Source organism: Pantoea sp. MBD-2R (genome assembly GCF_039134845.1).
In the GTDB taxonomy this organism is placed as follows: Bacteria; Pseudomonadota; Gammaproteobacteria; order Enterobacterales; family Enterobacteriaceae; genus Erwinia.
The window spans coordinates 2,573,348-2,598,593 of sequence record NZ_CP152417.1 but is presented as its reverse complement, the minus strand read 5'-3'; the positions used below and the strand labels follow the sequence as shown (position 1 = coordinate 2,598,593).

The 25,246-nt window shown below is 52.6% G+C and carries 27 protein-coding genes and 1 pseudogene; 18 read left to right on the top strand and 10 right to left on the bottom strand.

The annotated features are described in order from the left end of the window. Window positions 1–115: 115 nt before the first annotated feature. Together rlmA and AAGQ96_RS11910 are read left to right on the top strand one after the other, a co-directional pair. Window positions 116–967, top strand: coding sequence for a 23S rRNA (guanine(745)-N(1))-methyltransferase (gene rlmA, locus AAGQ96_RS11915; protein WP_342753645.1), 852 nt, complete (start codon window positions 116–118; stop codon window positions 965–967). Between the two features lie 307 nt (window positions 968–1,274). Continuing rightward, window positions 1,275–2,834 carry a TerC family protein gene (locus AAGQ96_RS11910; RefSeq protein WP_342753644.1) on the top strand — a complete coding sequence of 520 codons (1,560 nt, stop codon included), beginning with the start codon at window positions 1,275–1,277 and terminating at the stop codon, window positions 2,832–2,834. A gap of 43 nt (window positions 2,835–2,877) precedes the next feature. Here AAGQ96_RS11910 and AAGQ96_RS11905 read toward each other — a convergent pair whose 3' ends face one another. From AAGQ96_RS11905 to pabB, 4 genes are all read right to left on the bottom strand, one after another. Next, entirely contained in the window at window positions 2,878–4,458 is a 1,581-nt protein-coding gene (locus tag AAGQ96_RS11905; RefSeq protein ID WP_342753643.1) for an EAL domain-containing protein, read from the bottom strand. Window positions 4,459–4,709: 251 nt separating this feature from the next. Then, window positions 4,710–6,074, bottom strand: a complete 1,365-nt coding sequence (gene sdaA, locus AAGQ96_RS11900; protein WP_147198351.1) for an L-serine ammonia-lyase — start codon at window positions 6,072–6,074, stop codon at window positions 4,710–4,712. A 333-nt stretch (window positions 6,075–6,407) separates the two neighbouring features. Continuing rightward, a complete protein-coding gene (locus tag AAGQ96_RS11895) occupies window positions 6,408–6,980 on the bottom strand; it encodes a CoA pyrophosphatase (protein WP_342753642.1) in 573 nt (190 codons plus the stop codon). After that, window positions 6,970–8,334, bottom strand: a complete 1,365-nt coding sequence (gene pabB, locus AAGQ96_RS11890; protein WP_342753641.1) for an aminodeoxychorismate synthase component 1 — start codon at window positions 8,332–8,334, stop codon at window positions 6,970–6,972. Before pabB ends, AAGQ96_RS11895 begins: the two co-directional genes overlap by 11 nt. 109 nt (window positions 8,335–8,443) lie before the next feature. Between pabB and AAGQ96_RS11885 the strand changes: the two genes are divergently transcribed. Beyond that, a complete protein-coding gene (locus AAGQ96_RS11885) occupies window positions 8,444–8,677 on the top strand; it encodes a YoaH family protein (RefSeq protein ID WP_342753640.1) in 234 nt (77 codons plus the stop codon). A gap of 29 nt (window positions 8,678–8,706) precedes the next feature. Beyond that, on the top strand, window positions 8,707–9,714 hold the full coding sequence (locus AAGQ96_RS11880; protein ID WP_342753639.1) for a hypothetical protein: 1,008 nt from the start codon (window positions 8,707–8,709) through the stop codon (window positions 9,712–9,714). Window positions 9,715–9,727: 13 nt separating this feature from the next. Here AAGQ96_RS11880 and AAGQ96_RS11875 read toward each other — a convergent pair whose 3' ends face one another. Further along, on the bottom strand, window positions 9,728–10,072 hold the full coding sequence (locus tag AAGQ96_RS11875; RefSeq protein WP_342753638.1) for a RidA family protein: 345 nt from the start codon (window positions 10,070–10,072) through the stop codon (window positions 9,728–9,730). Window positions 10,073–10,203: 131 nt separating this feature from the next. On the opposite strand from AAGQ96_RS11875, the gene AAGQ96_RS11870 reads away from it, so the two are divergent. From AAGQ96_RS11870 to rnd, 7 genes are all read left to right on the top strand, one after another. Next, on the top strand, window positions 10,204–10,623 hold the full coding sequence (locus AAGQ96_RS11870) for a DUF4186 domain-containing protein (RefSeq protein ID WP_342753637.1): 420 nt from the start codon (window positions 10,204–10,206) through the stop codon (window positions 10,621–10,623). Window positions 10,624–10,674: 51 nt separating this feature from the next. Beyond that, window positions 10,675–10,971 carry a hypothetical protein gene (locus AAGQ96_RS11865; protein WP_342753636.1) on the top strand — a complete coding sequence of 99 codons (297 nt, stop codon included), beginning with the start codon at window positions 10,675–10,677 and terminating at the stop codon, window positions 10,969–10,971. A 107-nt stretch (window positions 10,972–11,078) separates the two neighbouring features. Then, on the top strand, window positions 11,079–12,989 hold the full coding sequence (locus tag AAGQ96_RS11860) for an ATP-dependent DNA helicase (RefSeq protein WP_342753635.1): 1,911 nt from the start codon (window positions 11,079–11,081) through the stop codon (window positions 12,987–12,989). Window positions 12,990–13,055: 66 nt separating this feature from the next. Then, entirely contained in the window at window positions 13,056–13,757 is a 702-nt protein-coding gene (gene tsaB, locus AAGQ96_RS11855) for a tRNA (adenosine(37)-N6)-threonylcarbamoyltransferase complex dimerization subunit type 1 TsaB (protein WP_147198337.1), read from the top strand. Between the two features lie 57 nt (window positions 13,758–13,814). Further along, window positions 13,815–14,414, top strand: a complete 600-nt coding sequence (locus AAGQ96_RS11850) for a Slp family lipoprotein (RefSeq protein WP_342753634.1) — start codon at window positions 13,815–13,817, stop codon at window positions 14,412–14,414. Between the two features lie 210 nt (window positions 14,415–14,624). Next, on the top strand, window positions 14,625–16,307 hold the full coding sequence (gene fadD, locus AAGQ96_RS11845) for a long-chain-fatty-acid--CoA ligase FadD (RefSeq protein ID WP_342753633.1): 1,683 nt from the start codon (window positions 14,625–14,627) through the stop codon (window positions 16,305–16,307). Window positions 16,308–16,413: 106 nt separating this feature from the next. Further along, window positions 16,414–17,523, top strand: a complete 1,110-nt coding sequence (gene rnd / locus AAGQ96_RS11840) for a ribonuclease D (RefSeq protein WP_342755554.1) — start codon at window positions 16,414–16,416, stop codon at window positions 17,521–17,523. 52 nt (window positions 17,524–17,575) lie between these two features. Here rnd and minE read toward each other — a convergent pair whose 3' ends face one another. Genes minE through minC form a run of 3 tightly spaced genes read right to left on the bottom strand, consistent with a single transcriptional unit; the run spans window position 17,576 to window position 19,393 of the window. After that, window positions 17,576–17,845 carry a cell division topological specificity factor MinE gene (gene minE, locus AAGQ96_RS11835; protein WP_147198332.1) on the bottom strand — a complete coding sequence of 90 codons (270 nt, stop codon included), beginning with the start codon at window positions 17,843–17,845 and terminating at the stop codon, window positions 17,576–17,578. A 3-nt stretch (window positions 17,846–17,848) separates the two neighbouring features. Further along, window positions 17,849–18,661, bottom strand: coding sequence for a septum site-determining protein MinD (gene minD / locus AAGQ96_RS11830; RefSeq protein WP_147198330.1), 813 nt, complete (start codon window positions 18,659–18,661; stop codon window positions 17,849–17,851). Between the two features lie 42 nt (window positions 18,662–18,703). Further along, on the bottom strand, window positions 18,704–19,393 hold the full coding sequence (gene minC, locus AAGQ96_RS11825) for a septum site-determining protein MinC (protein WP_342753632.1): 690 nt from the start codon (window positions 19,391–19,393) through the stop codon (window positions 18,704–18,706). A gap of 157 nt (window positions 19,394–19,550) precedes the next feature. Between minC and AAGQ96_RS11820 the strand changes: the two genes are divergently transcribed. The 4 genes from AAGQ96_RS11820 (at window position 19,551) to AAGQ96_RS11805 (ending at window position 22,207) form a co-directional block, all read left to right on the top strand. Beyond that, on the top strand, window positions 19,551–19,826 hold the full coding sequence (locus AAGQ96_RS11820; protein ID WP_147198326.1) for a YcgL domain-containing protein: 276 nt from the start codon (window positions 19,551–19,553) through the stop codon (window positions 19,824–19,826). A gap of 88 nt (window positions 19,827–19,914) precedes the next feature. Beyond that, the gene (locus AAGQ96_RS11815; protein WP_342753631.1) at window positions 19,915–20,982 is read left to right on the top strand and encodes a lytic murein transglycosylase; all 1,068 of its coding nucleotides are present in this window, start codon (window positions 19,915–19,917) and stop codon (window positions 20,980–20,982) included. Between the two features lie 52 nt (window positions 20,983–21,034). Next, window positions 21,035–21,694 carry a fumarylacetoacetate hydrolase family protein gene (locus AAGQ96_RS11810; RefSeq protein WP_342753630.1) on the top strand — a complete coding sequence of 220 codons (660 nt, stop codon included), beginning with the start codon at window positions 21,035–21,037 and terminating at the stop codon, window positions 21,692–21,694. 63 nt (window positions 21,695–21,757) lie between these two features. Further along, window positions 21,758–22,207, top strand: a complete 450-nt coding sequence (locus tag AAGQ96_RS11805; protein WP_147198320.1) for a YcgN family cysteine cluster protein — start codon at window positions 21,758–21,760, stop codon at window positions 22,205–22,207. A 22-nt stretch (window positions 22,208–22,229) separates the two neighbouring features. On the opposite strand, the pseudogene AAGQ96_RS11800 reads toward AAGQ96_RS11805, so the two are convergent. Both AAGQ96_RS11800 and AAGQ96_RS11795 read right to left on the bottom strand, forming a co-directional pair. Beyond that, window positions 22,230–22,382: pseudogene (locus AAGQ96_RS11800) on the bottom strand (site-specific integrase); the annotation flags it as partial. 329 nt (window positions 22,383–22,711) lie between these two features. Then, entirely contained in the window at window positions 22,712–23,371 is a 660-nt protein-coding gene (locus AAGQ96_RS11795) for a S24 family peptidase (RefSeq protein WP_342753628.1), read from the bottom strand. Between the two features lie 281 nt (window positions 23,372–23,652). On the opposite strand from AAGQ96_RS11795, the gene iraP reads away from it, so the two are divergent. The 3 genes from iraP (at window position 23,653) to AAGQ96_RS11780 (ending at window position 25,245) form a co-directional block, all read left to right on the top strand. Further along, window positions 23,653–24,009 (top strand): anti-adapter protein IraP, encoded by a 357-nt coding sequence (iraP, locus tag AAGQ96_RS11790; RefSeq protein WP_147198312.1) that lies wholly within the window; start codon window positions 23,653–23,655, stop codon window positions 24,007–24,009. Window positions 24,010–24,336: 327 nt separating this feature from the next. Continuing rightward, entirely contained in the window at window positions 24,337–24,774 is a 438-nt protein-coding gene (locus AAGQ96_RS11785; RefSeq protein WP_147198310.1) for a lysozyme, read from the top strand. 87 nt (window positions 24,775–24,861) lie between these two features. After that, the gene (locus AAGQ96_RS11780) at window positions 24,862–25,245 is read left to right on the top strand and encodes a hypothetical protein (RefSeq protein ID WP_147198308.1); all 384 of its coding nucleotides are present in this window, start codon (window positions 24,862–24,864) and stop codon (window positions 25,243–25,245) included. Window position 25,246 lies beyond the last annotated feature (1 nt).

Genomic DNA, 25,246 nt, shown 5'->3' with positions numbered 1-25,246 from the left:
TGAATTTTAAAGCCCTGCCAGAAATGGCAGGGCTTTTTCTGTTACGCGAAGAAAAACTGCCGCAGCGCCTGGGTTTCCGGTAAACTGCCGCCCTCAATATTGCCGGAGAGTTGTTATGTCGTACCAGTGTCCCCTTTGCCATCAGCCCCTGTCATCACAAGCGTCCTCATGGCGCTGTGAAAACCGGCATCAGTTCGATCAGGCAAAAGAGGGCTATGTTAATCTGCTGCCGGTACAGCATAAGCGCTCTAAACAGCCGGGCGACAGTGCCGATATGATGCTGGCACGGCGCGAGTTTCTTGATGCCGGTCACTATCAGCCGTTGCAGCAAAAAGTGTGCGATATCTTTGCGCGTGTACTGGAAGGCGACGCCTTAAGCCTGCTGGATATCGGCTGTGGGGAAGGGTATTACACGCATGCGGTCGCTAACCGGATGCAGGAAAAAGGCCCGGCTGACGTACATGCGCTGGATGTGTCAAAAGTGGCCGTGCGCTTTGGCGCTAAGCGCTACCATAACGTTAAGTTTTGCGTCGCCTCCAGCCACCGTTTGCCTTTCGCTGATAACCAGTTTGATGCTGTACTGCGTATTTACGCGCCCTGCAAGGCAGAAGAACTGGCGCGAGTGGTTAAGGATCGAGGCTATGTATTGACCGTTACGCCCGGGCCACGCCATCTAATTCAGTTCAAAGAGCTGATTTATCAGCAGGTTAAACTGCACGATGAAACGCCTGAGCAGCTTGGCGGCTTTACGCTGGTTGAAGAGCATTCGCTGAATTATCCAATGCGGCTCAATAGCGAAGAGTCAGCCGCTCTGCTCCAGATGACGCCTTTCGCATGGCGTGCGCGCCCGGAAGTGTGGGGCGTACTGGCGACAACCGCAGAATTTGCAGTGGAAACCGATTTCACGTTGCGTTTATGGCAGCGAACCCGTGATATTGCAGAGTCCTCCCAGGCCGGGCAGGAATAAGCAAATTCAGCATGTGCATCATCTTTGGACGCAGGATGATGCATGATAATGTAAATGTAAGAAAATATTTTGACGTCAGTCAACGGTGTGATTACAGTAGGGATCCTTATTTAACACAGGAGTAACGGGCCTCAGCCCTCCCTATGGACTGTCACCGAAGTCGCTCATTAATGCCCCCGGGTCACCCGGCCAGTTTTTCCCCGTTTCAGCCGTTAAACGGCACATTTTCTGTTCTTCTGAATGCCCTGCTTGGCGTGTTAATTCGACCGCTGGCTTTCTCTTCCTGTACCTTTTTCCGGAGTCTGTGATGGAATTTCTTTTAGACCCCTCAATTTGGGCAGGTCTGCTGACGCTGGTCGTCCTTGAGATCGTCCTTGGCATCGATAACCTGGTGTTCATCGCCATCCTTGCCGATAAGCTGCCGCCTAAACAGCGTGATAAGGCCCGATTGATCGGCCTGTCTCTCGCGCTGGTAATGCGCCTGGGGCTGCTCTCGCTCATCTCATGGATGGTCACGCTAACGCGTCCGCTGTTCAGCGTTGGCGATTTTGCTTTTTCGGGCCGCGATCTGATTTTGCTGATCGGTGGACTGTTCCTGCTGTTTAAAGCCACGATGGAGCTCCACGAACGGCTGGAAAATCGGGAGCATAACGGAGACGGCAACAAAGGTTACGCCAGTTTCTGGGCTGTAGTGATCCAAATCGTTGTGCTGGATGCGGTTTTCTCGCTGGATGCCGTCATAACCGCAGTAGGGATGGTAAACAACCTGGCAATCATGATGACTGCGGTTGTTATTGCCATGGGCGTTATGCTGCTGGCATCAAAGCCTTTAACCAATTTTGTTAACGCGCATCCGACAGTCGTTGTGCTGTGTTTAAGTTTCCTGTTGATGATTGGTCTTAGCCTGGTAGCAGAAGGTTTTGGTTTCCATATTCCGAAAGGCTATCTCTACGCGGCAATTGGCTTCTCCATCCTGATTGAGCTGTTTAACCAGATTGCGCGAGTTAATTTTATGCGTCATCAGGCCAGAAGGCCGATGCGTGAGCGAACGGCCGAAGCGATTTTACGCCTGATGGGCGGCCGCCGTAGCCAGGAAAGCAGCAGCAGTGAAGGGACGGAAATGGCAAAAATATTGCCACAGGAAGCCTTTAAGGATGAAGAACGCTACATGATCAACGGCGTGCTGACGCTGGCCTCGCGCTCGGTTCGCAGTATCATGACGCCGCGCGGAGAAATTTCCTGGGTTGATGCGACGCGTCCAACAGATGAAGTCCGCTTGCAGCTGCTTGATACGCCTCACAGCCTGTTCCCGGTATGTCGTGGTGAGCTTGATGAAATTATCGGTGTAGTGCGAGCGAAAGAGCTGCTGGTGGCATTGGATCAGGGCGCCGATGTTGCCGCTTTTGCTTCGGCCACGCCACCCATCATTGTACCTGAGACGCTCGATCCGATTAACCTGCTGGGCGTGTTGCGCCGGGCGAAAGGCAGTTTTGTGGTGGTCACCAGCGAGTTTGGCGTTGTGCAGGGCTTAATCACCCCGCTGGACGTGCTGGAAGCCATTGCCGGTGAATTCCCGGATGAAGATGAAACGCCAGATATTGTGGCGGACGGCGACGGATGGCTGGTTAAAGGCGGCACGGATTTGCACTCTTTGCAGCAGCTGCTGGATACGCAGGTACTGGTTAATTCTGAAGACGATCACGCATCGTTAGCCGGTCTGTTGATCGAGCAAAAAGGCCAGCTGCCCCAGCCAGGCGAAGTGATTGAGCTACCGCCAGTGAAGTTCCAGATTTTGGAAGCTACCGACTACCGTATCGATCTGGTGCGGGTTACGCGGGAGCGTCCTCACGCCGAAGAAGAGCAGTAACGCGCTGATACCTGGCAGGGTATACACTCTGCCCCTGCCAGGTTTATCCGTTTTCAGCAGGGTTTTCCCGGCTCGCGTTTTGCCGCTCTTCCAGCCAGTGCGGGAAATCTTCCAGCGGCATAGGACGGGCAAAGAAATACCCCTGTAACACATCAACGCCTTTCTCGCGCAAATAGTCTGCCTGCTCCGCGGTCTCCACGCCTTCTGCAACCAGGCTGATATTCAAACGCTGGGCCAGTGAAATCACCATATCCGTTACCGTGGCATTAATCGCATCCGTACCGATAGCGGCTGTGAACACTTTGTCGATCTTTAAGACGTCCGGGCTGAGCGTTTTAAGATAAGAGAGCGAGCTGTGTCCGGTGCCGAAGTCATCAATAGCCAGTTTTACTCCGATATCATGCAGTTGCGTGACCACGCGCTGATCCATCTCGGGCAGGGCATCACGCTCGGTCAGCTCGACAATGAGCTGTGGTTTAGGCTCGGCAGGCCACCAAAGCTGCTGTAAATCGTTGATGATTTCCCGATGATGAAAATGGCTTGAGGCAACGTTGATTGCAATATGAAAGGTCGAACAGGCTGGCAGAAGGGGTAGATGACGGACAACTTCACTGAGCACAAAGCGCGTCAGTGGCGCGATTAAATTGTGCCGTTCGGCCAGGGGAATAAACAGATCGGGTGAAACCCATCCCTGACGAGCATTATGCCAGCGTAACAGCAGCTCAATACCATCACATCCGCCGGTGCGGGCGTTAATCAGCGGCTGGCAGTAGACCCTGAATTCACGGGCATTGATGGCATAGATAATTTGCCAGGAAAGGCTCATGCGATTCGCTGTTGCCAGCCAGACAATATAGCCCGTCAACAGGCTGAGCAATAATGCCAGGGGAAGCTGTGAAGGCAGCGTCATTAAGGCCAGCTGCGCCGGAGCCGGTCCAAACAGCGTAATGGTGAACGGGTAGCGTAACGAGGCGTCCTGATAGCTGACTTCATCTTCTGAAGGCCGCGCTTTTTCAATCATCGGATTGCCATATTCCAGACTCTGCTCACCGACATTAAATACCGCTCGCTCAACCCACGGCAGCGTTGGCTCCAGCAGATAATTGCTCATCATCTCAATATTAATGATTTGCAGGATCCCGGCACGATTATCTGTGTCATGCGCCGTCCATAACAGCAGCACAGGCGAACCTTTCAGCAGATGGTCATCAGTGCTGAGCATCATGCGCTCGTTATTGACCGCCAGTTCAGGATAGGCGGTGCTGAAATTTACATTGCTGCTGCCAAAAATGCTGGAGCAATACATCACATCATCCTGCACCAGTACGATAGCGCGGACGGTTTGCAATGAGGCCAGCTTTTCAACTAAGGGAAAGCGGACCTGATCGCAAGGGAGCCCAACAAGGCCCATCGTATTATTGGCGGCCACGTCTAAAGGCGAAAACAACCGATCGAAGCGTTGGATCGCCTCACTGGCAAACGTCCGTGATTGCAGCGCAATGTGGTTTTTCGCTTCCACAAAACGAAAGGCCAGTGTCAGGATGAGCACCAACGCGGCCACCACTGCAGCAATAACTAAACGCCTGCGGCGAAATTGTCCGGAAGCTTCCTGGGACACCTGCATCAGTAACCATCCTTTAAGCGAAACGCGAGCACAGAATTCAAATATCGGTTATCGGCAATCACAACGGTAAGTTTAGTCTGACAAAACGGAAAAGCGGCATTAATTAAAACAGCGACTTAACGCGGCGAGCTTTCAGGAAAAGGGGCGATGGGTGACCAGAGGAAAAACGGGTGAAAAAGGGCATTTTGAAAAGGCGGGAAGAGATAACGTTATAAAAAAGCTGGCACTTATAAAAGCGCCAGCTCGTTTAATTAATCACACTGAACTTTAATCGCGAGGCCGCCACGGGAGGTTTCGCGGTATTTAGCGTTCATATCTTTACCGGTCTCATACATGGTTTCGATAACCTTATCCAGCGAAACGCGGGCTTCACTGGTACGGCGCATTGCCATACGCGCCGAGTTAATCGCTTTGACCGAGGCGATAGCGTTACGCTCGATGCAGGGAACCTGAACCTGACCGGCAACCGGATCGCAGGTCAGCCCCAGATTGTGTTCCATACCGATTTCGGCTGCCACACAAACCTGTTCCGGGCTGGCGCCCAGCAGCTCGGCCAGGCCAGCCGCAGCCATTGAGCAGGCCACGCCGACTTCGCCCTGACAGCCGACTTCAGCACCGGAAATTGACGCATTCATTTTATATAAAATGCCCACCGCGCCGGCGGCGAGGAAATAGCGAATAAAAATATCCGGGCTGACGGAGGCGATAAAATGATCGTAATAGGCCAGCACAGCAGGGACAATCCCGCAGGCACCATTGGTTGGCGCTGTCACCACACGCCCGCCCGCGGCATTCTCTTCATTAACGGCCAGCGCAAACATGTTGACCCAGTCAATCACATTCATCGGATCGCTGGAAAGCTTGTCGGAAGAAACCAGCAGGCGACGAAGCGCCGAAGCACGACGCGGCACACGCAGCGGCCCAGGCAGGACGCCTTCGGTATTCAGACCGCGGTCAATACAGTCGCGCATGCTTTGCCAGACATCCGCAAAGTAATTTTCAATTTCCGCACGGCTGTGCAAAGCCAGTTCGTTTTTCATCATCACGCCGGAAAGCGACATCCCGGTTTCGTGACAGTGCGCAAGCAGCTCTTTAGCCGAGTTGAACGAGTAGGGCACGGAGACTTCATTCAGCGTTGACTGGCCAAAATGTTCTTCGTCAACGATAAAACCGCCGCCAATCGAATAATAGGTTTTGCTCAGCAGCAGCGTTTCGCCTGCGAAAGCATGGATCTGCATACCATTTTCATGCAAAGAGAGATTATCGCTACGGAAAATCATGCCGCCTTCACGAGGGAAATCGACCTCGTGGCGGCCATTTGCAATCAGCAAACGCTGACGCTCTTCCACATCACGAATAAAACCGGGAATGGCATCAATATCCACGCTTTCCGGTGACGCGCCAGAGAGCCCCATAATAATGGCGATATCGGTATGGTGACCTTTGCCGGTCAGGGAGAGAGAGCCATAAACGTCCACGGCGATACGGGTAATATCCGTAAGCTTGCCCTGGTTTTCCAGCTCATCAATAAATTGTTTGCCCGCTTTCATCGGACCTACCGTATGGGAACTGGACGGGCCAATACCGATTTTGAACATGTCGAAAACGCTAATCACACTCTGCTCCCTGGTCCGCAGACAATCGTTATAAATTTTAGATAATGGTAATCTTCATGGGATGGATAATCGCATGAAATAAACTAATCAGGATCGGATAAGAATGTTATAGCTAAGCGCGTCGGGTCGCTAACTTGCTTATTCTTATGCCCAATCCTGAGTAGGGCAAAATAGTCACTGACGCGCTGAAAGTATTCTGTGCAATCCGCGCAGCAATATAAAGGATTCGGTGCGATTGTGAAGAGGTTTGACTCACTTAAATAGCGCATTTCGTTCAAAAAGTGACAGAACTCACTGGCGTACGCGCAGAATGGCACTATTTTGTGCGAAATGTCAGTCCGCGACCTGCAAACTCAGCTGGCGAATGATGCCAGCGGTCATTCCCCAGATAAAATAATCATCAAACCAGGAAAGCCAGACGCGATGAGATTGCCCGTGGCGGTGAATATCCAGCGGGGAGTAGCGGCCTAAGCGCAAAGCTTCCTGCAACGGCATCTCAAACACCGATTCAACCTCGGCCTCGCTGGCCTGCCAGCGTACGGTATCCGGAACAATACCCACCACAGGCGTCACCTGAAAGCCGGTGCTGCTGGTGACAGCAGGCAAGGTGCCAATAACACGCACGCTGGCGGGAGGAATGGCCACTTCCTCTTCCGCTTCACGCAGCGCGGTGAAGATAAGCGATTTGTCTTCCTCATCCATCATGCCGCCAGGAAAAGCCACCTGGCCTGCATGTTTCCTCAGCGTCGCTGCACGTCGGGTCAGGAGCAAGGTGGGGCGTTCACGATTGACTATGGGTACCAATACTGCTGCCCGACGGAGTGGAAGCGGCTGTGGCTGGCTGTCCGGTCGCTGTAAAACAAAACGGCTGAGGAACCGATCAAGCCCGTAGTCGTTATTGGTCATCGGCGGATTCCAGGCAGGGAAGGATACGGTTTACCTTATCGAACGTTTCCTGATATTCGGCCTGTTCATCACTGTCCGCCACAATGCCACCACCCGCGGTGCAAAACAGCTGGCCCTGTTCTGCCGTCAGCGTACGAATAGTAATGCTGGTATCCATTTTGCCGCAGGCGCTGAGATAGCCAATGCTGCCGCACCACGCGTTACGACGATGAGGCTCAAGTTCATCAATAATCTCCATCGCCCGCACTTTCGGCGCACCCGTGATCGAGCCGCCGGGGAAGCAGGCACGCAGCAGATCACAGCAGCTGAGCGAGGTTTTCAGCCGGGCGGTAACGGTGCTCACCAAATGATGTACCGCCGGAAAGGGTTCAACCACAAACAGCTCAGGCACGCGCACGCTACCCGGCTCGGCAACCCGGCCAATATCATTACGTAACAGATCCACGATCATCACATTTTCTGCCCGATCTTTGGGTGACTGCGCCAGCTTTTTAGCTTGCAGGCGGTCTGCTTCAGGATCGCTCAGGCGCGGAAGTGTCCCTTTAATCGGACGAGTCTCCACCGCGCCACCGGCAACTTTCAGGAAGCGCTCCGGCGACAGGCTTAAAATAGTGCTGTGCGGCAGGCGTATAAACGCGCTGAATGGCGCACGGTTCTGCTGGTTCAGCTGGCGAAAGGCCTGCCATTCGCTGCCACAGTAGGAAGCCTGAAAACGCTGGGCGAGATTGATTTGATAACAGTCGCCGCTGCGCAGCAGGCTCTGAACCTGACGAAATTTTTGGCCGTACTCTTCACGCGTCATATTCGAAGACCATGAACCGGTGAGCCTGAAAGGCTCGCTTGCCGGCTGGCGTAATTCACCGAGCCAGCGCAGGCGTTGCTGAACATCACCATGCACAATCAACGTCAGCGTCTGCTGATGGTGATCGGCAATCAGCGCCCAGTCATAAATGCCGATTGCCATATCGGGCGTAAAGAGATCCTGCTGCGCTTTTTCGGGCAGCGTTTCGAAGCGACGACCCAGATCGTAACCAAAGAGCCCTAAGGCGCCGCCCTGAAACGGATAATCATCCTGCTCGTTTGCCACCAGTCCGCTTTGTTGCAGGGCAGTGTGCAGCAGGTACAGCGGATCGGCCTCGCTTTCGGTAACGATGTTATTATGTGCAATACGGGTCGTTTTACCGCGAGTGGTTAGCGTGGTGAGCGGTTCCGCCACCATAATATCGAAACGGTTATCGCTGTGTTCGGCAAAACCGGAATGCAGCAACATCGCCCAGGGCTGGTCGGAAACACAAGCAAACAGATCCCCGAGGCTTTCTGGCGTATACTCAAGCGGATAATAAACAGGTGGCATGATTTAAACAGATTGGACAATAACAGGCCCTAAGCCTGACATATTTTTCCCCCTCTGGCATCTGTTTGTTACGCGTGGAATAATCTTCGCGACCCGTTCAGGAGTAGATATGATTACAGGTTTACCAGCGCTCTCGCGCGAGCAACAGGAACAGGCAGTTGAACGTATTCAACAGCTGATGTCGGAAGGAATGAGCAGCGGCCAGGCGATCCAGCTGGTGGCGGCGGAAATCCGTGAAACGCATACCGGCGATATGGTCGCCGCGCGCTTTGAGGATGAAGAAGACGACGACGACGAAAACGAAGAATATCAACAAGACGAAGAAGAAGACGAAGACGAATAACGATGAATAAGGCGCGGCGGCAAGACTCGGTGACGATCTCATTCCCGGTGCGCCTTTTCTTTGTGGCGTGTTGCTGGTTTCTCAGTTCTTTCCCCATCGCGGCGCAACAGAAGCGCTTGCTGGCGTATCCCGCGGGCGTGAGTCAGCAAACCTTCGCGTTAGCCAGGAATGCAGGAAACAGCCACTACTTCATAAAACCCGCCCAAAAAGGTGACATTGTCACTTCAGCATTGGTGGTGATTCACGGTTATCCGCATGATGCGCTTAATACGCTAAGCGCTGCGTTGCAGGCGGCCAAAAGCGTCCCTGCGTCAGGTTCCGTGCCGGTTATCGCCCCTTTTTTCCCGCTTCCAGCGCGGCTCAACGGTCGTTGTTCGTCGACAGGGCTGCCTGCGCCTGCACCAGGTGATGCACTGTGGGACTGCCAGTCATGGCTGGATGGCGGGCTGGATCAGGCAAAAAATATCGGGTCTTTTCAGGTGCTGGATCAACTGCTCATTCATCTCAAACAGAAGTGGCCAGATTTACAGCAGGTGACGATAGCCGGTTTTTCCGCTGGCGGGCAATTTGTTCAACATTACACAGGCTTTGCAAAGCCGCCGCAGGGGCTGCAAATGCGCTATGTGGTCAGCGATCCCGGCAGCTGGCTCTATTTTGATGCCGTTCGCTCAACCGCACTCTGTCCACAAGCATCTCGGTGGAAATATGGCCTGGAAAATATGCCTTCTGGGCTGGAAGCTCAGGCAGCTCAGGCGCGCGAACGTTACCGCAGAGCCAATATCACTTATCTGGAAGGCGCAGAGGATCGCGGTAAAGGAAAAGGGCGCTACTATCGCATCCTTGATAAATCCTGCGGGGCGAGGCTTCAGGGATTTTACCGGCTGGACAGAGGAATAAATTATGCGCGTTATGACAGTGAAATATTAAAGCCCCCAGGGCCGCATCAGTTGCATATCGTGGCGGGCTGTGGTCATAAGGTGAGCTGTGTATTTCCCTCCGCCGAAGGCAAGCAGGCGCTTTTCGCGTCAGGCCGCTAAAGCGCCCATAAGTTTACTTCGCGGCGACGATTTTAATTTCGACCCGATATTTAGGATTCATCAGGCCTGCCTGTACCGTGCAGCGCACGGGGGCATTTCCTGGTGAAACCCAGGCATCCCAGGCGCGATTCATGGCGGCAAAATCTTCTTTATGCACCAGGAAAATAGTGGCATCCAGGATGCGGCTTTTATCCGATCCCAGGCGGATTAAAATGCGATCGATCACCGCCAGCGCGTTGGCCGTTTGCGCTTCGGCATCGTCATCCAGATTCTCGGGCACGCTGGTGTAATAAATAGTGTCGTTATGAACAACCGCTTCAGACATGCGATGTTCGGGATCAAGACGTTCAATAGTCATCAGTGTTCCTTTTTAAAGTGCAACGAAAAGGCGGACAGCCTGACATAATTCACAGCGGATTGTCATCTCAAAGGTACTGACCGAACGGCAAATGTTATAATGCGCCTGAAACCCTGCGATACCGGACGCCTATGACTGCTATTCACGCCCTTTTTTTGCGCTTATCACGCTCGTCTTTCCGCCAGAAGTTTCATCTGGGCCACACGGAATATCATTATTGCGAAGAGAAGGGTGAGGCGTGCGTAAAGCAGCATGCAGCAGATTTTATTCGTGAAAGGCTGGCGCCTGCGGACCCGGCTAATGACGGCAAGCAGACGCCCATGCGCGGGCACCCCGTTTTTATTGCTCAACATGCTACCGCCACCTGCTGTCGTGGCTGTTTAAGTCAGTGGCACGGTATTCCTCAGCACACGGCTATGACGCCTGAACAGCAGGCCTGGGCCGTTGAGGTGATCCTGCACTGGCTTCGTCAGGAGATGAAACGCCCTGCGCCAGCAAAAAAAGTCAGGCCCAAACCTAAACCTAAAAGCGGGCAGCTGGAATTACTGTGAAGGCGTCGGATGTGGCGCGAGCTGAACCCTCAGGGATTTTCCGGAGACGACATGAAAAAACGACTGTTAACCTTGTGTACCCTGTTTATTTTATCGGGCTGTGCCGCCTCTTCTGGAAAAAACTTTGACGAGAGCGCCCTGACAAAAATCCATAACGGCGTGACAACCCGACAGCAGCTGATAGCGTTGTTCGGGCAGCCCACCAGTGAAACGCCTTATCCGGAAGGGCATACGCTGATGATGTGGTCTTACAGTCAGGCCAGAACAATGAGCACTACCGAAGGGAAAACGCTGACCGTACAGCTTAATAAAGGAAAGGTTTTTAGCTATGCGGTGAGTAAAACCTGAGCCAGTTTTAACGGTCAGTCCCGCCGTAACTGCGGCTTCTTAGCATTTTACATACGCGGCTTGATACTGACATAATCACAGTGTTTTTTCATCGGTAGTGAGGATATGTGGTAAACGATTTTGCAGCTGATGGCGCACTGGCGCTGGCTATTCCAGGTTTTAAACCACGTGAGCCTCAGCGCCTGATGGCCGATGCGGTCAGCAAAGCCATCGATGATAAGCGCGAGCTGGTCGTCGAAGCCGGTACCGGCACCGGTAAAACCTACGCCTATCTTGCTCCTGCGCTACGATCCGGCAAAAAAGTGATCATATCCACCGGATCTAAAGCGCTTCAGGATCAGCTCTACAGTCGCGATCTGCCTACCGTTGCCCGTGCGCTAAAATTCAAAGGCATCCTGGCCTTGCTGAAGGGGCGCTCCAACTATTTGTGCCTTGAACGGCTGGAGCAGCAGTCAATGGCGGGCGGCGAGCTGGCTGCGCAGGCAATGAGCGATCTGGTGCATCTGCGCGGCTGGTCCAGCGAGACGGTGGATGGTGATATCAGCACCTGTGGCGGCGTAGCGGAAGACAGCGCCGTCTGGCCGCTGGTGACCAGCACCAACGATAACTGTTTGGGAAGCGACTGCCCGCTGTATCAGGACTGCTTTGTGGTCAAGGCGCGCCGCAAAGCGATGGATGCCGATGTGGTGGTGGTGAATCATCACCTGTTTCTGGCCGATATGGTGGTTAAAGAGAGCGGTTTTGCTGAACTGATCCCGCAGGCTGACGTGATGATCTTCGATGAAGCACATCAGGTGCCGGATATTGCCAGCCAGTATTTCGGCCAGCAGCTTTCCAGCAAGCAGCTTATCGATCTTGCGAAAGATATTACTATTGCTTACCGCACTGAGATCCGTGATGCGCAGCAGCTGCAAAAGTCTGCCGATCGCCTTGCACAGAGCGCGCAGGATTTTCGGCTGGCGTTGGGCGATCCGGGTTTCCGGGGCAATTTGCGCGATGTGTTAAACAATCCCACTATTCAGCGTGCGCTGCTGTTGCTGGACGATGCGCTGGAGCTGTGTTACGACGTGGCGAAGCTGTCGTTGGGGCGTTCCGCTTTACTCGATGCGGCTTTTGAGCGGGCGGCGCTCTATCGTGGCCGGTTAAAGCGGCTGAAGGATGTCTCCCAGCCGGGTTTCAGCTATTGGTACGAATGCAACTCACGGCACTTCGTGCTGGCGCTGACGCCGCTGTCGGTCTCGGATCGCTTCCGTGAAGTGATGGACGAGCGACCAGCCAGCTGGATCTTCACTTCCGCAACGCTTGCGGTAAACGAGCAGATGACCCACTTTGTTGAACGGCTTGGCGTCGCAAATGCTAAAACGCTGATCCTCGACAGCCCGTTTGATTATGCCAGCCAGGCGCTGCTTTGCGTGCCGCGTAACATTCCCTCGCCGAATCAGCCCGGCAGCGCCCGGCAGATGGCGCAGATGCTGCTGCCGCTGATTAAAGCCAATAACGGCCGCTGCTTCTTTTTGTGCACCTCGCATAAAATGATGCGCGATCTGGCCGAACAGTTTCGCGCCATGCTGACGCTGCCCGTATTGCTGCAAGGGGAAACCAGCAAAGGTGAGTTGCTAAAACAGTTTATTGCCGCAGGCGACGCGGTGCTGGTCGCTACCAGCAGCTTCTGGGAAGGCGTGGATGTGCGTGGCGATGTGCTTTCGCTGGTTATCATCGATAAGCTACCGTTTACCTCACCCGACGATCCGTTGTTAAAAGCGCGGATGGAAGACTGCAAGCTGCGCGGCGGCGATCCCTTTGCGGACGTTCAGCTGCCCGATGCGGTGATTACCTTAAAGCAGGGCGTAGGCCGCTTAATCCGCGATGTCGACGATCGGGGGGTGCTGGTGATCTGCGATAATCGTCTGGTGATGCGGCCTTATGGCGCGGTCTTTCTTAACAGCCTGCCGCCGACACCGCGCACGCGTGATATCCAGCAGGCTGTGGATTTTCTCAAGCCGCCGTCAGCGCAGTAATTCCTCGCGCAGTATGCTATGCTGCGCGCCGAAAATTTTTCTCCCGCCAGAGGTTCAGAGATAAGTATGTCCACGCGAATTTTAGCTATTGATACGGCTACGGAGGCCTGTTCCGTTGCTTTACTGAATGATGAGAACGTGACGGCCCACTTCGAGCTTTGCGCGCGCGAACATACGCAGCGAATTCTGCCGATGGTGCAGACACTTCTTCAGCAAGAGCAAATGGCGCTAACCGGGCTGGATGCGCTGGCTTACGGACGTGGGCCGGGGAGCTTTACCGGCGTACGTATCGGGATAGGCATTGCACAGGGGATGGCGCTGGGTGCTGACTTGCCCATGATTGGCGTTTCAACGCTGAAAACCATGGCGCAAAGCGCCTGGCGTTTACAGGGCGCCAGCCGCGTGCTTGCGGCGATTGATGCGCGCATGGGGGAAGTTTACTGGGCTGAATATCAGCGTGATGAGCAGGGCGTCTGGCAGGGAGAAGCAAGCGAAGCGGTGTTAAAGCCAGAAGACGCCTTAACACGCATGGCTGCGCTTACCGGCAGCTGGGCGATGGTCGGCACCGGCTGGAAAGCCCATCCACAGCTGGCTGAAGCCAGCCCGCTGGAACTTCATGCCACAGAGGTCGAATTACCTTGTGCAGAAGATATGCTGCCGCTGGCGGCTATCGACTTCGCGGCAGGGAAAACCGTGGCGGTGGAGCAGGCGGAACCCACTTATCTGCGTAACGAAGTGACATGGAAAAAATTACCGGGCCGTGAGTAATTTCAGCAACTAATCTGCCCGCTTGCAGTCAAAGTTAGCAGTCTCCTGGAGAACGTTATGCGTAAAAGTATGTTGTTACCATTAGGAAGTTTACTGCTGGCTGCGCTGCTGCTGTCGGGGTGTGTTAGCGTGCCGGATTCCGTAAAAGGCTCGTCACCCATGCCACAGCAGGATTTGGTTCGGGTGTTGAACGCGCCGCAGATTTATGTTGGCCAGGAGTCGCGTTTTGGTGGAAAAGTGGTGAAGGTGACCAATAAAAATGGCACCACCCGGCTGGAAATTGCCGCCATGCGTCTGGACGAAACCGCCAGGCCGGTGCTGGGAAGCCCGTCAATCGGCCGCATTTATGCTGACATCAATGGCTTCGTCGACCCGGTTGATTTCAACAATCAGATGGTGACGGTTGTTGGCACCATTAAGGGAACGGAGCAAGGCGAAGTCGGGCAGGCGGCCTATCAGTTTGTAACGATTGCCGTAACCGGTTATCAGCGCTGGCATTTGACCCAGCAGGTGGTATCGGCGCCGCCGCCGATGGATCCCTGGATTTGGTACGGGCCGCCGCGTGGCCACCATCGTGGTGGATATTGGGGGCCGCCGCCGGGCATGATGTTTTATAATCAGGGGCCGGCTGAAGTGCAAACTATTCTCACTGAATAGTGACAGACAGAATTCATTTATGACCCGACGGCTGAATTCAGTCGCCGGGTCATTTTTTATCCATTATCTCAGGATGAGATTAATTTAGTGATGCGCTTCGCAACCTCAAAACGACGTGTTCAGCAAACTGGTACGCTGAGTTAAAATAATGTTAACGGCGGTTAAGCTGAGGTGGCGATGACAACAAATACACGTTTCAGAGGTGTTTCCTTGAATAAGGTTTGGTTAAACCGTTATCCTGCCGATGTTCCGGCTGAAATCAGCGCCGATCGTTATACGTCCCTGGTTGATCTTTTTGAACAGGCCGTCAGGCGTTATGACGATCGCCCTGCATTTATCAATATGGGTCAGGCAATGACTTTCCGGAAACTGGAAGAACGCAGCCGGGCTTTTGCTGCCTGGTTGCAGCAGGGATTAGGGTTGAAAAAAGGCGACAGGGTTGCGCTGATGATGCCGAATCTGTTGCAGTATCCTGTTGCTTTATTTGGCGTTTTGCGTGCCGGTATGGTGGTGGTGAACGTTAATCCTTTATATACGCCTCGTGAGCTGGAACATCAGCTGAATGACAGTGGTGCCAGCGCCATTGTTATTGTCTCTAACTTTGCGCACACGCTGGAAAAAGTGGTCGCAAAAACACAGGTTAAGCACGTTATTCTTTCCCGTTTAGGCGACCAGTTATCACCCGCTAAAGCGACGCTGGTGAATTTTGTTGTTCGCTATATTAAGCGTCTGGTACCGAAATACCATTTGCCGGATGCTATCTCATTCAGGCGTGCGCTGCATAAAGGCTATCGAATGCAGTATACGCGGCCTGAAATTATTAATGACGATCTGGCTTTCTTGCAATATACCGGCGGCACCACAGGCGTGGCGAAAGGCGCCATGCTTACCCATCGTAATATGCAGGCCAACCTTGAACAGACTAAAGCGACCTATGGTTCTTTACTCAAGGACGGAAAAGAGACGGTAGTAACCGCGCTGCCGCTGTACCATATTTTTGCGCTGACGGTTAACTGTCTGCTGTTTCTGGAGCTGGGCGGTGCCAATCTGCTGATAACCAATCCGCGCGATATTCCTGGGATGGTAAAAGAGCTGGCTAAAACCCGTTTTACTGCCATTACCGGTGTCAACACGCTGTTTAACGCATTATTAAATGATAACGACTTCCAGAAGTTAGATTTCTCCAGCCTGACGCTTTCCGCAGGCGGCGGCATGGCGGTACAAAAAGCCGTGGCCGAACGTTGGGAAAAGCTGACCGGGCATTATCTCCTGGAAGGTTACGGCCTGACCGAGTGTTCGCCGCTGGTTTCGGTTAATCCTTACGATATTCGTTACCACAGCGGCAGCATTGGGCTGCCCGTACCCTCTACCGATATTAAGCTGGTGGACGATCGGGGGAATGAGGTCAGTAACGGGGAGCCTGGCGAGCTGTGTATTAAGGGGCCGCAGGTAATGCTCGGCTACTGGCAGCGTCCCGCCGAGACCGATGAAGTGCTGAAAAATGGATGGCTTCACAGCGGTGATATTGTTAGGGTTGATCCGGAAGGTTTCATTCGAATTGTCGACCGCAAAAAGGATATGATTCTGGTTTCCGGATTCAATGTTTATCCTAATGAGATTGAAGATGTGCTGATGCTGCACCCGAAAGTGCGTGAAGCCGCAGCGATCGGCGTACCCGATCCGGTCGCGGGTGAGATCGTCAAAATCTGCGTGGTTAAGAAAGAGGCTTCCCTGACCAAAGATGAGCTGATTGCGCACTGTAAAAAACATCTGACCGGCTATAAAATTCCAAAAATCGTTGAGTTTCGTGAAGATTTACCGAAAACTAACGTCGGAAAAATCTTGCGACGTCAGCTGCGCGATGAAACGCTGAAAGCGGCGCAGGTCAGTTAAAGCTAGCGGGCTCTGAGAATACACAAACGCCGGTCAAGCCGGCGTTTTTATTGAATCACACTGAGGCAGTTCAAGCCGCAGCGAGAGGATCACTTTGAATTACACCATGATAACCACCAACGAGGCGCTGGCTGAAGTTTGCAATGCCGCCCGTCAGGTCGCCGCCGTGGCGCTGGATACTGAATTTGTTCGTACCCGCACCTACTATCCCGCCCTTGGGCTAATCCAGCTTTTCGATGGCCAGCAGATTGCGTTAATCGATCCGCTGCCGATCACCGAGTGGGGGCCGTTCCGCGAACTGATCCTTGATAAAAACATCATCAAGTTCCTGCACGCCGGCAGCGAAGATCTTGAAGTCTTTCTGCATGAATATGGCGTGCTGCCTGAGCCGATGATCGATACTCAGATTCTGGCTGCCTTTACCGGCCGGCCGCTCTCCTGTGGCTTCGCGACTATCGTTGAATCCTTTACCGGCATCGCGCTGGACAAGAGCGAATCCCGCACCGACTGGCTTGCACGTCCGCTGACCGAAAAACAGTGTCAGTATGCTGCCGCCGACGTGTTTTATCTGCTGCCGATTGCCGAAAAACTGATGGCCGAAGCCGAGGCGAACGGCAAAATTGGTGCGGCCCTGAACGAGTGCGGTTTGCTGTGTAAGCGACGTCAACGCGTGGTAGCACCAGAACAAGCCTGGCGCGAGATAACTAATGCCTGGCAGTTACGTCCTCGTCAACTGGCGGCGCTGCGTCTGCTGGCGGCATGGCGTCTGGAGCTGGCACGTGAGAAAGACATGGCGGTCAATTTCGTGGTGCGTGAAGAGAATCTCTGGAAAGTCGCGCGCTTTATGCCGGGTTCTCTGGCGGAGCTCGATCATCTTGGCCTGGCAGGGCAGGAAATCCGCTTCCACGGTAAAACGCTGGTGGCGCTGGTTGCAGCGGCAAATGAGCTTGATGAGAGCGAACTGCCCAGGCCGCTTGAGAACCTGATCGATAAGCCAGCTTATAAAAAGGTCTTTAAAGAGCTGAAAGCACTGATGGCAGAGGTAGCGGAAAAAAATGGCGTGAGCCAGGAACTGCTGGCTTCTCGTCGTCAGATCAACCAGTTACTGAACTGGCACTGGAACCTGAAGCCACGGACTTCGCTACCGGAACTGATTGACGGCTGGCGCGGCGAGCTGCTTGCTGAAGACGTTAAACAGATCCTTGTGGCCTGTTAGGCATTAATCTTCCCCTGCCAAAAAGCAGGGGAGGATCAGGCGCAGGATGGGGTCATTTCGGCGTATCTTCTGCCTCAGGCAGCGTGACGTTAAGCTCAAGAATCGAAATGTCATCATCTTTTTGATCCAGCTTCACGCTGAGCATTTCCGGGTCGATCTTCACGTATTTGCAAATGACTTCCAGAATATCCCTTTTCAGCTGCGGCAGGTAGTGGGGCTCGCTGTCGCCCCTCCTGCGTTCCGCCACGATAATCTGTAGCCGTTCCTTGGCTATATTGGCTGTGCTCTTTTTACGGGATAAAAAGAAATCGAGTAAGGCCATGGTTTATCCCCCAAACAGGCGTTTCAGAAAACCCTTCTTCTCTTCTTCGATGAAGCGGAAGGGACGTTCTTCTCCAAGAATACGATCTACGGTGTCCGCATAGGCTTTGCCCGCGTCCGATTCGGTATCAAGAATCACCGGTTCACCCTGGTTGGACGCTCTGAGCACCGACTGGTCTTCCGGGATAACGCCAGCCAGTGGAATACGCAGGATCTCCAGCACATCTTCCATGCTCAACATATCACCACGGCTTACGCGGCCTGGGTTATAGCGCGTCAGCAGCAGATGTTCTTTGATCGGATCCTGCCCGTTTTCCGCCCGGCGAGACTTAGAGGACAGAATACCCAGGATACGGTCTGAGTCACGTACGGAAGAGACTTCAGGGTTAGTGGTGATAATCGCTTCGTCGGCAAAGTACAGTGCCATCAGCGCGCCGGTTTCGATACCCGCGGGTGAATCACAAACGATAAACTCGAAATCCATGCTGGTGAGATCGTTCAGCACTTTTTCAACGCCTTCACGGGTCAGCGCATCTTTATCGCGCGTCTGCGAAGCGGGCAGAATAAACAGGTTTTCGGTACGTTTGTCTTTAATTAACGCCTGGTTCAGGGAAGCATCGCCCTGAATGACGTTAACAAAGTCGTAAACTACCCGACGCTCACAGCCCATGATTAAATCAAGATTCCGCAGACCGATATCAAAATCGATGACCACGGTTTTTTTACCTTTCTGGGCTAAACCGGTAGCGATGGCCGCGCTGGACGTGGTTTTCCCCACGCCTCCCTTACCTGACGTAACTACAATAATGCGTGCCATATAATGATTTCCTTAAGAAAAGAAAGGGCTCGTGAGCCTGGCTCAGTTCAGTGTCTGTATAGTCAAAGCACCGTCTTTTAAACAAAGACGCGATGCTTTCGCAAAAAATTCAGCAGGGATTTGGTCCATAATCCAGTATTCACCGGCGATGGAAACCAGCTCTGCTGACAAGTTGGTGCAAAAAATCTGACAATCACGATCGCCGCCTGCACCCGCAAGGGCACGGCCACGCATCATGCCGTAAATATGGATATTCCCGTCGGCGATCAGCTCGGCACCGGCACTCACGCTGCTGGTAACGATCAGATCGCTGTTTTTGGCATAAATTTGCTGGCCGGAACGAACGGGCGTATTGACCACCCGGGTTTTGGTAGCAGGGAGCTCAACAGGTTTTGCAGGTTCGGCAGTCGCACCTGCTTTTTGTTCTTTACCTTCTGACAGCAAAGGCAAACCGGCACGGCTGATGATGCGCTTAAGCGCATCATCTTTGCAGCCGCTGACGCCAACGATATGCAGGCCGGTGGCAGCAATAGCTTGTTGCATTTGCCGCCAGTCAACGTCGCTGGTCAGGGAGGCCACGTTTAAAACCACCGGCGCATTTTTCAGGAAGGCAGGCGCCTGATTGACTTTATCCTGAAGCGCCTGACGCACCACTTCTGCATCATGGTGGTGTAGATGAACAACAGACAGAGTAAAACCGCTGCCCTTTAACTCGATTGGCGTTTGTGACATCTGTCCCGCTCGGTCCTGTTATTTATAATCCCGATGCTTAAATGCCGTCAGGCTGACGTTTAATCGCATCGGGACAATATTCCGAAGTTCTGCAAGCATGTTATAGTTACTGCTATATTCAGGCAAGCCACCATCCAGGTTAATTCGAGTAAAATCTATGTTTTGTGTGATCTACAGAAGCCCTAAGCGTGACCAGACTTATCTTTATGTCGAAAAAAAAGACGATTTCTCACGCGTTCCTGCTGAACTGATGCAGGGATTTGGCAAACCCCAGCTGGCAATGATGCTGCCGCTCGACGGGAGCAAACGGCTGGCAAACGCTGACCTGGCTAAAGTTAAAGCGGCACTGGAAGAGCAGGGGTATTATTTGCAAATGCCGCCTCCGCTGGAAAGCCTGCTTAAGATCCATCTGGAAAAAGAGAAAAAACATTAATTAGGAATCATCTGTAGAATATATTCCCGCCGCAGACACGCTGAACTGAATTTAATTTGTGGCGGGAATCTCTTAAAAGGCCGCCCGCATGAAGCTTACTTCCCTCAGTACTCTTATTCTCTCACTCGTACTGGCCGGATGTGCCAGTAAAAACAACGCCGCGCCCACGCCTGAAAATAGTGCCCCGGCCAAATCGACGGCGCAATCTGCCACCGCCGGTAAAACGACGCTGGCGACAGAGGGTCGCGATCCCGCCGAATTCCCCGCCTATGTTGAACAGCTCAAGACGCAGGCCAGACAGCAGGGGATCGATCAGGCGACTCTCGACAGCGCGTTTGCCAACGTTCATTTCGTCGATCATGTCATTTCTTCCGATCGTAACCAGCTGGAGAAAAAGGTCACGCTGGGCGATTACCTGAACCGTGTTTTACCCCAGTGGAAAATTCAGCAGGCCCGCGATAATTATCAACAGCAGCAGAGCGCATTATTGCCGATTAGCCAGCAATATGGCGTGCAGCCGCAGTATATAGTGGCGCTGTGGGCGATGGAGAGCAGCTTTGGTAAAATCCAGGGTAGGGAAGATGTTGTCTCCGCGCTGGCAACGTTAGCGTTTGAAGGACGCCGTGAGGCGTTCTTCACCAAAGAACTGAACGCAGCATTGCAGATTATCCAGCAGCAGCACATTACCGCAGATCGTATGAAAGGCTCCTGGGCGGGCGCGATGGGGCAAAACCAGTTTATGCCTTCCTCTTTCCTGCGCTACGGCGTTGACGGCGATGGCGACGGTAAAATCGATATCTGGAATAACATTAATGATGTTTTCGCCTCAACGGCTAATTATCTGGCCACTGAAGGCTGGAAACCCGGGCAAAGTTGGGGCCGGGAAGTGATCCTGCCGGTAGATTTTGTGCCGGAGCAGGCTGGCCTGAAAAATGGTCAGGCAAAAACCGTTGGTGAGTGGCAAAAGCTTGGCGTACGAATGAACAGCGATGCGGCATTGCCCGATACCTCACAGCGCGCATGGATTATTACGCCCGATGATGCACCTGGCCGGGCATTTATGGTTTATGACAATTTCCGTGTGATCATGCACTGGAATCGGTCATATTATTTTGCCATCAGTATCGGCATGATGGCCGATGCGATTTCTCAGTAACGGAATGATGGCCAGCGATGGCCATCCAACTCATAACAGGCAGGGGAACAGTATGTATCAGCATCATAACTGGCAGGGCGCTTTGTTAGATTATCCGGTGAGCAAAGTGGTCTGCGTGGGCAGTAACTATGCAAAACACATCAAAGAAATGGGCAGTGCAACGCCGTCTGAACCTGTGTTATTTATCAAACCGGAAACGGCGCTCTGCGATATTCGTCAGCCGTTATCTATTCCACAGAGTCTTGGGGCCGTTCATCATGAAGTTGAGCTGGCCGTGCTGATTGGCTCAACGCTCAGGCACGCTTCAGAAGATCACGTCGCTAAGGCGATTGCCGGATACGGCGTTGCGCTTGATCTGACGCTACGCGATGTGCAGGCAGGCTGTAAGAAGGCTGGCCAGCCGTGGGAAAAAGCCAAGGGCTTTGATAATTCCTGCCCAATTTCTGGTTTTATTCCGCTGAATGAGTTTGATGCCGATCCGCAAGACGTTGAGCTGAAACTGGTGGTGAACGGCGAAGTGCGCCAGCAGGGAAGCACACAGGATATGATCCACAAAATCCTGCCGTTAATTGCCTATATGAGCCAGTTCTTCACCCTGCGCGCGGGCGATATTATCCTGACCGGAACGCCAGAAGGCGTTGGCCCAATGGTCTCGGGCGACAAACTTGAAGTCTCGCTGGGCGGCCGTGGTGTGTCGACTCGCGTTCTGTAAGACTTGCAACTGGAGCCCGAACTGTTTATAAGGTGCGGGCTTTTACTTAATCAGGACACTAACATGACAGATACCCCTTTCTGGCAGCAGAAAAAGCTGGAACAAATGAGTGACGAGGAATGGGAATCCTTATGTGACGGTTGTGGCCAGTGCTGCCTGAATAAGTTGCAGGATGCTGACACGGATGAAATTTACTTCACTAACGTGGCCTGCAACCAGCTCAATATCAAAACCTGCCAGTGCAATAACTATGAACGCCGCTTCGATTTAGAAGAGGACTGCATCAAGTTAACGCGTGACAATCTGCCCACTTTTTCCTGGCTGCCGCCAAGCTGCGCCTATCGTGTGCTGGCCGAAGGGAAAAATCTGCCCGTCTGGCATCCGCTGCGCAGCGGCTCCAAGGCAGCGATGCATTCAGCCCGTATTTCTGTCAGGCATATTGCCGTGCGCGAAAGCGAAGTACAGGATTGGGAAGATCACATAATCAACAAGCCACGCTGGTACGGTAAATAGTTGATTTAAAAGAGATTGATGGTCAACTTACATCACTCTGTGGCATGAGTGGGGCATTACTGCTAAATCTGGCGTTTAAAAGACCAATTTGGTCCAGACTGTTCTCGCTCATCTATTTGCCGTATACGTTGTAAATCATCTGCGATGAAGGGTGCCCCATCTGCCGGGCAATGAAGTATCAACCCTTGTCTTATCCTTCTCACGCAGGTTAACCACTATTGCCTGCTGGCGTCCCATTCTGGTGCGGTGAGCATTCTTTCAGCTTGACTACACTCGTTTACTGCTGATGGGGTTTAATATACAAAATGTAACTTTACTGCATAATACGAAATGTATGTTTATTTTGTGGTGTATACGCTATGTGACGTTTTTTAAGGTTATTTTCCAGAGGGCAAATCTCAGGCGGGAGATAAGCCGCAGGCACAAAAAAGCCCGCTTAGTGGCGGGCTATTTAAAATACTCCTTAAATCAGTTTTACTATCCACATCCTTTAGAAGCGGTAACCTAAACAAGCCGCATCTTTGTCTCAATCGCCACGCCGATAATCCGGCAGTTGCCGTTGATGGGCACCATGGGCCACTGCGGGTTTAGCCCCCGCAGGTATTTCTGACTGCCGTCTACAACCAGCTTCTTGAAAGTCGCCGGGTTATCGTCAACCAGTTTGGCCACGACCAGGCTGCCATTTATCGGCTCCCGTCCGGTGTCGAACAGCACGAACGTACCTTCCGGGATACTGAGTCCCATCGGTGCAGTCATGGAATCGCCGTCCACCTCGAGCCAAAACCCTTCTCCCTGGGGGCAGGCGTCTGACTCAAGCCACAAGTCAATATCCTTGAGATTGTCGGGCTCACAAGCTTCAGCCCATGCTGCGGCCTGCACTTTACTCAGTACGGGATAACGCTTGCCTGGCGTATAGGGTTTATATCCACCCACATTACTAATGGAACCTGCTGGCGCTATGGTTCCATCATGGTTTACAACGAACGCCTTCAGGCCAAGATAGCGCATAATTTTGGCTATATCTTCGAGGCTGGGTTCTCTGCGCGCGTTTAACCAATGACTGACAGCACCTTTGGTGATGCCAAGGTGCTCAGACAATTTTTCTTGCCCGATCCCCATGTCACGCATGCGGATTTTAGCGAGCTCATTCCATTTCATATTCATGATTGAATAATACAATCCGTATTGTTTTGCGCGATACACATTTTGTATATCTATCTCGATGCATTAATATACAAAATGTATTATTTAGTTTTGAGGAGGAGCCTGTGAATAACTTACGCGTTATCCGTAAGCGACTGGGGCTGACACAGAGGCCGCTTAAGCAATACCGCGCTTTATCAATCTGACCCTCCCCCGGAATACCAGGGAAAATTTAAGATTTATTTGTATTGCGGCTTCTCCTCTGAAGAGTAGACTTTTTCTCTTTGCACCTGGGAAAGTTTATGAAAAATGTCATTTTGAGCATGCTTGCTAAAATCTCTAAGCTTGATGCAGAAACGAAAAAGCTAACCGCAAGAATCGAAGCTCAATCTTTACTCATAAGCGCTCTGGTTTTAGCCGTAGGTAAAAGGGGCGGCGTCACCAATATGGTGGAGAGCGCTAATAAAGCCATTAATACGGTGATAGAATCTGCTGAGGCAGACGAGATTTTAAAATCCGATGCAGCGTTGCTCCTTGCTGAATTCCAGGAACTGCTTTCAATATCCAAGCTTGTAGAGCAATCAGACAGTGAACTCGATGAAAAAGGGCTCACTAACGTTGCCGAAGCTGCCGGAATTGGGTTTGAAAACAAACCGTAACAACCTGTTCTGCATTACGATTACGGCGTTCATCTGAAAGGCTAAAGCCGCGAACCTGTTGCCTAAACGTGATGAACAGCAAAATGATCGCATGAAAACTTGAAGGTGTTACGCGCGACTTCTATATTTTCGGTAAGCTCGTGACAGCTGAGCAATAAAATTAAAGAAAGCCCTGACCTTTGCCGGTCGGGGCTTTTGCGTTTCTGCACGGTACATTTGTCTGGATCCCTTCTTCAGAGGCTCACTTCGGTGGGCCTTTTTTCATTTTGTTAACCCGCTCAGCAAAAAGCACCCGCCGGGTAGCTTTGCAGACAGGAGATACGACCTATGAAAATCAGCACTAACGGTATTGCCTTTATCAAGCAGGAAGAGGGCGAACGTCTTACGGCTTATCAGGATTCGGTCGGCATCTGGACTATTGGTGTCGGGCATACGGGCACGGTAGAAGGGCAACCTGTTGCCAGAGGGATAGCCGTCACCCCGGACCAGTCAACCAGCATTCTGCGAAACGATCTGGCCTGGGTGGAAGCGGCCATAAGCAGCAACGTGAAGGTGCCGCTCACGCAGAATCAGTATGATGCGTTGTGCAGCTTCGTCTTCAACGTGGGGAAAGCTGCATTCACCGGTTCCACACTGCTGCGTGAGCTTAATCAGAGCAACTACCAGGCGGCAGCGGATCAATTTTTGCAATGGAAGCGGGCCGGGAATAAGGCGGATCTGCTGCTGCAACGCCGTCAGCGAGAAAGGGCGCTCTTTCTGACGTAAGGATCGATCAGCGCTGATGGACAAACTGAAAGCTATCGGGCCTCGCTCTCGCGAGCGGATGAATGCGATGAACGGCAGGAGATAACCATGCTTACCGTAAAAAGTATTATTGGCGGAGTGACCCATATCTGTGAGGTAGGCAGCATCACCATTGCAAGACGAGGCTCTGAAACCTTTGAATTTGTACTGGCGCTTACCGGTGAACATCCCAATCCTGATTTTGCCGAGGTAATGCCCGGCATTTTTGAAGATGCCGAAAAAACAAAGACCCTGCAAAAAGAGGAAATTCTGGTCAGTGAAAGGGAGGGCGTACTGGTTGAAGATGCAGTTGCCGTGCTGATTAACGACGTAGACAGCGTGAAAATGCCCGGGATCAAAGAAGCGGACGGCGTACTGTATCAGTACATCTATCCGGGGGATCGGGTGTACGTGATGAATTCTCACGGTTCAACCATTGAGACACTAAAATAAA

Coding starts and splice junctions, on each gene's coding strand:
- rlmA (WP_342753645.1), top strand. CDS start 116: ATGTCGTACCAGTGTCCCCTTTGCCATCAGCCCCTGTCATCACAAGCG.
- AAGQ96_RS11910 (WP_342753644.1), top strand. CDS start 1,275: ATGGAATTTCTTTTAGACCCCTCAATTTGGGCAGGTCTGCTGACGCTG.
- AAGQ96_RS11905 (WP_342753643.1), bottom strand. CDS start 4,458: ATGCAGGTGTCCCAGGAAGCTTCCGGACAATTTCGCCGCAGGCGTTTA.
- AAGQ96_RS11895 (WP_342753642.1), bottom strand. CDS start 6,980: ATGACCAATAACGACTACGGGCTTGATCGGTTCCTCAGCCGTTTTGTT.
- pabB (WP_342753641.1), bottom strand. CDS start 8,334: ATGCCACCTGTTTATTATCCGCTTGAGTATACGCCAGAAAGCCTCGGG.
- AAGQ96_RS11885 (WP_342753640.1), top strand. CDS start 8,444: ATGATTACAGGTTTACCAGCGCTCTCGCGCGAGCAACAGGAACAGGCA.
- AAGQ96_RS11875 (WP_342753638.1), bottom strand. CDS start 10,072: ATGACTATTGAACGTCTTGATCCCGAACATCGCATGTCTGAAGCGGTT.
- AAGQ96_RS11870 (WP_342753637.1), top strand. CDS start 10,204: ATGACTGCTATTCACGCCCTTTTTTTGCGCTTATCACGCTCGTCTTTC.
- AAGQ96_RS11865 (WP_342753636.1), top strand. CDS start 10,675: ATGAAAAAACGACTGTTAACCTTGTGTACCCTGTTTATTTTATCGGGC.
- tsaB (WP_147198337.1), top strand. CDS start 13,056: ATGTCCACGCGAATTTTAGCTATTGATACGGCTACGGAGGCCTGTTCC.
- AAGQ96_RS11850 (WP_342753634.1), top strand. CDS start 13,815: ATGCGTAAAAGTATGTTGTTACCATTAGGAAGTTTACTGCTGGCTGCG.
- rnd (WP_342755554.1), top strand. CDS start 16,414: ATGATAACCACCAACGAGGCGCTGGCTGAAGTTTGCAATGCCGCCCGT.
- minE (WP_147198332.1), bottom strand. CDS start 17,845: ATGGCCTTACTCGATTTCTTTTTATCCCGTAAAAAGAGCACAGCCAAT.
- minD (WP_147198330.1), bottom strand. CDS start 18,661: ATGGCACGCATTATTGTAGTTACGTCAGGTAAGGGAGGCGTGGGGAAA.
- minC (WP_342753632.1), bottom strand. CDS start 19,393: ATGTCACAAACGCCAATCGAGTTAAAGGGCAGCGGTTTTACTCTGTCT.
- AAGQ96_RS11820 (WP_147198326.1), top strand. CDS start 19,551: ATGTTTTGTGTGATCTACAGAAGCCCTAAGCGTGACCAGACTTATCTT.
- AAGQ96_RS11815 (WP_342753631.1), top strand. CDS start 19,915: ATGAAGCTTACTTCCCTCAGTACTCTTATTCTCTCACTCGTACTGGCC.
- AAGQ96_RS11810 (WP_342753630.1), top strand. CDS start 21,035: ATGTATCAGCATCATAACTGGCAGGGCGCTTTGTTAGATTATCCGGTG.
- AAGQ96_RS11805 (WP_147198320.1), top strand. CDS start 21,758: ATGACAGATACCCCTTTCTGGCAGCAGAAAAAGCTGGAACAAATGAGT.
- AAGQ96_RS11795 (WP_342753628.1), bottom strand. CDS start 23,371: ATGAATATGAAATGGAATGAGCTCGCTAAAATCCGCATGCGTGACATG.
- iraP (WP_147198312.1), top strand. CDS start 23,653: ATGAAAAATGTCATTTTGAGCATGCTTGCTAAAATCTCTAAGCTTGAT.
- AAGQ96_RS11785 (WP_147198310.1), top strand. CDS start 24,337: ATGAAAATCAGCACTAACGGTATTGCCTTTATCAAGCAGGAAGAGGGC.
- AAGQ96_RS11780 (WP_147198308.1), top strand. CDS start 24,862: ATGCTTACCGTAAAAAGTATTATTGGCGGAGTGACCCATATCTGTGAG.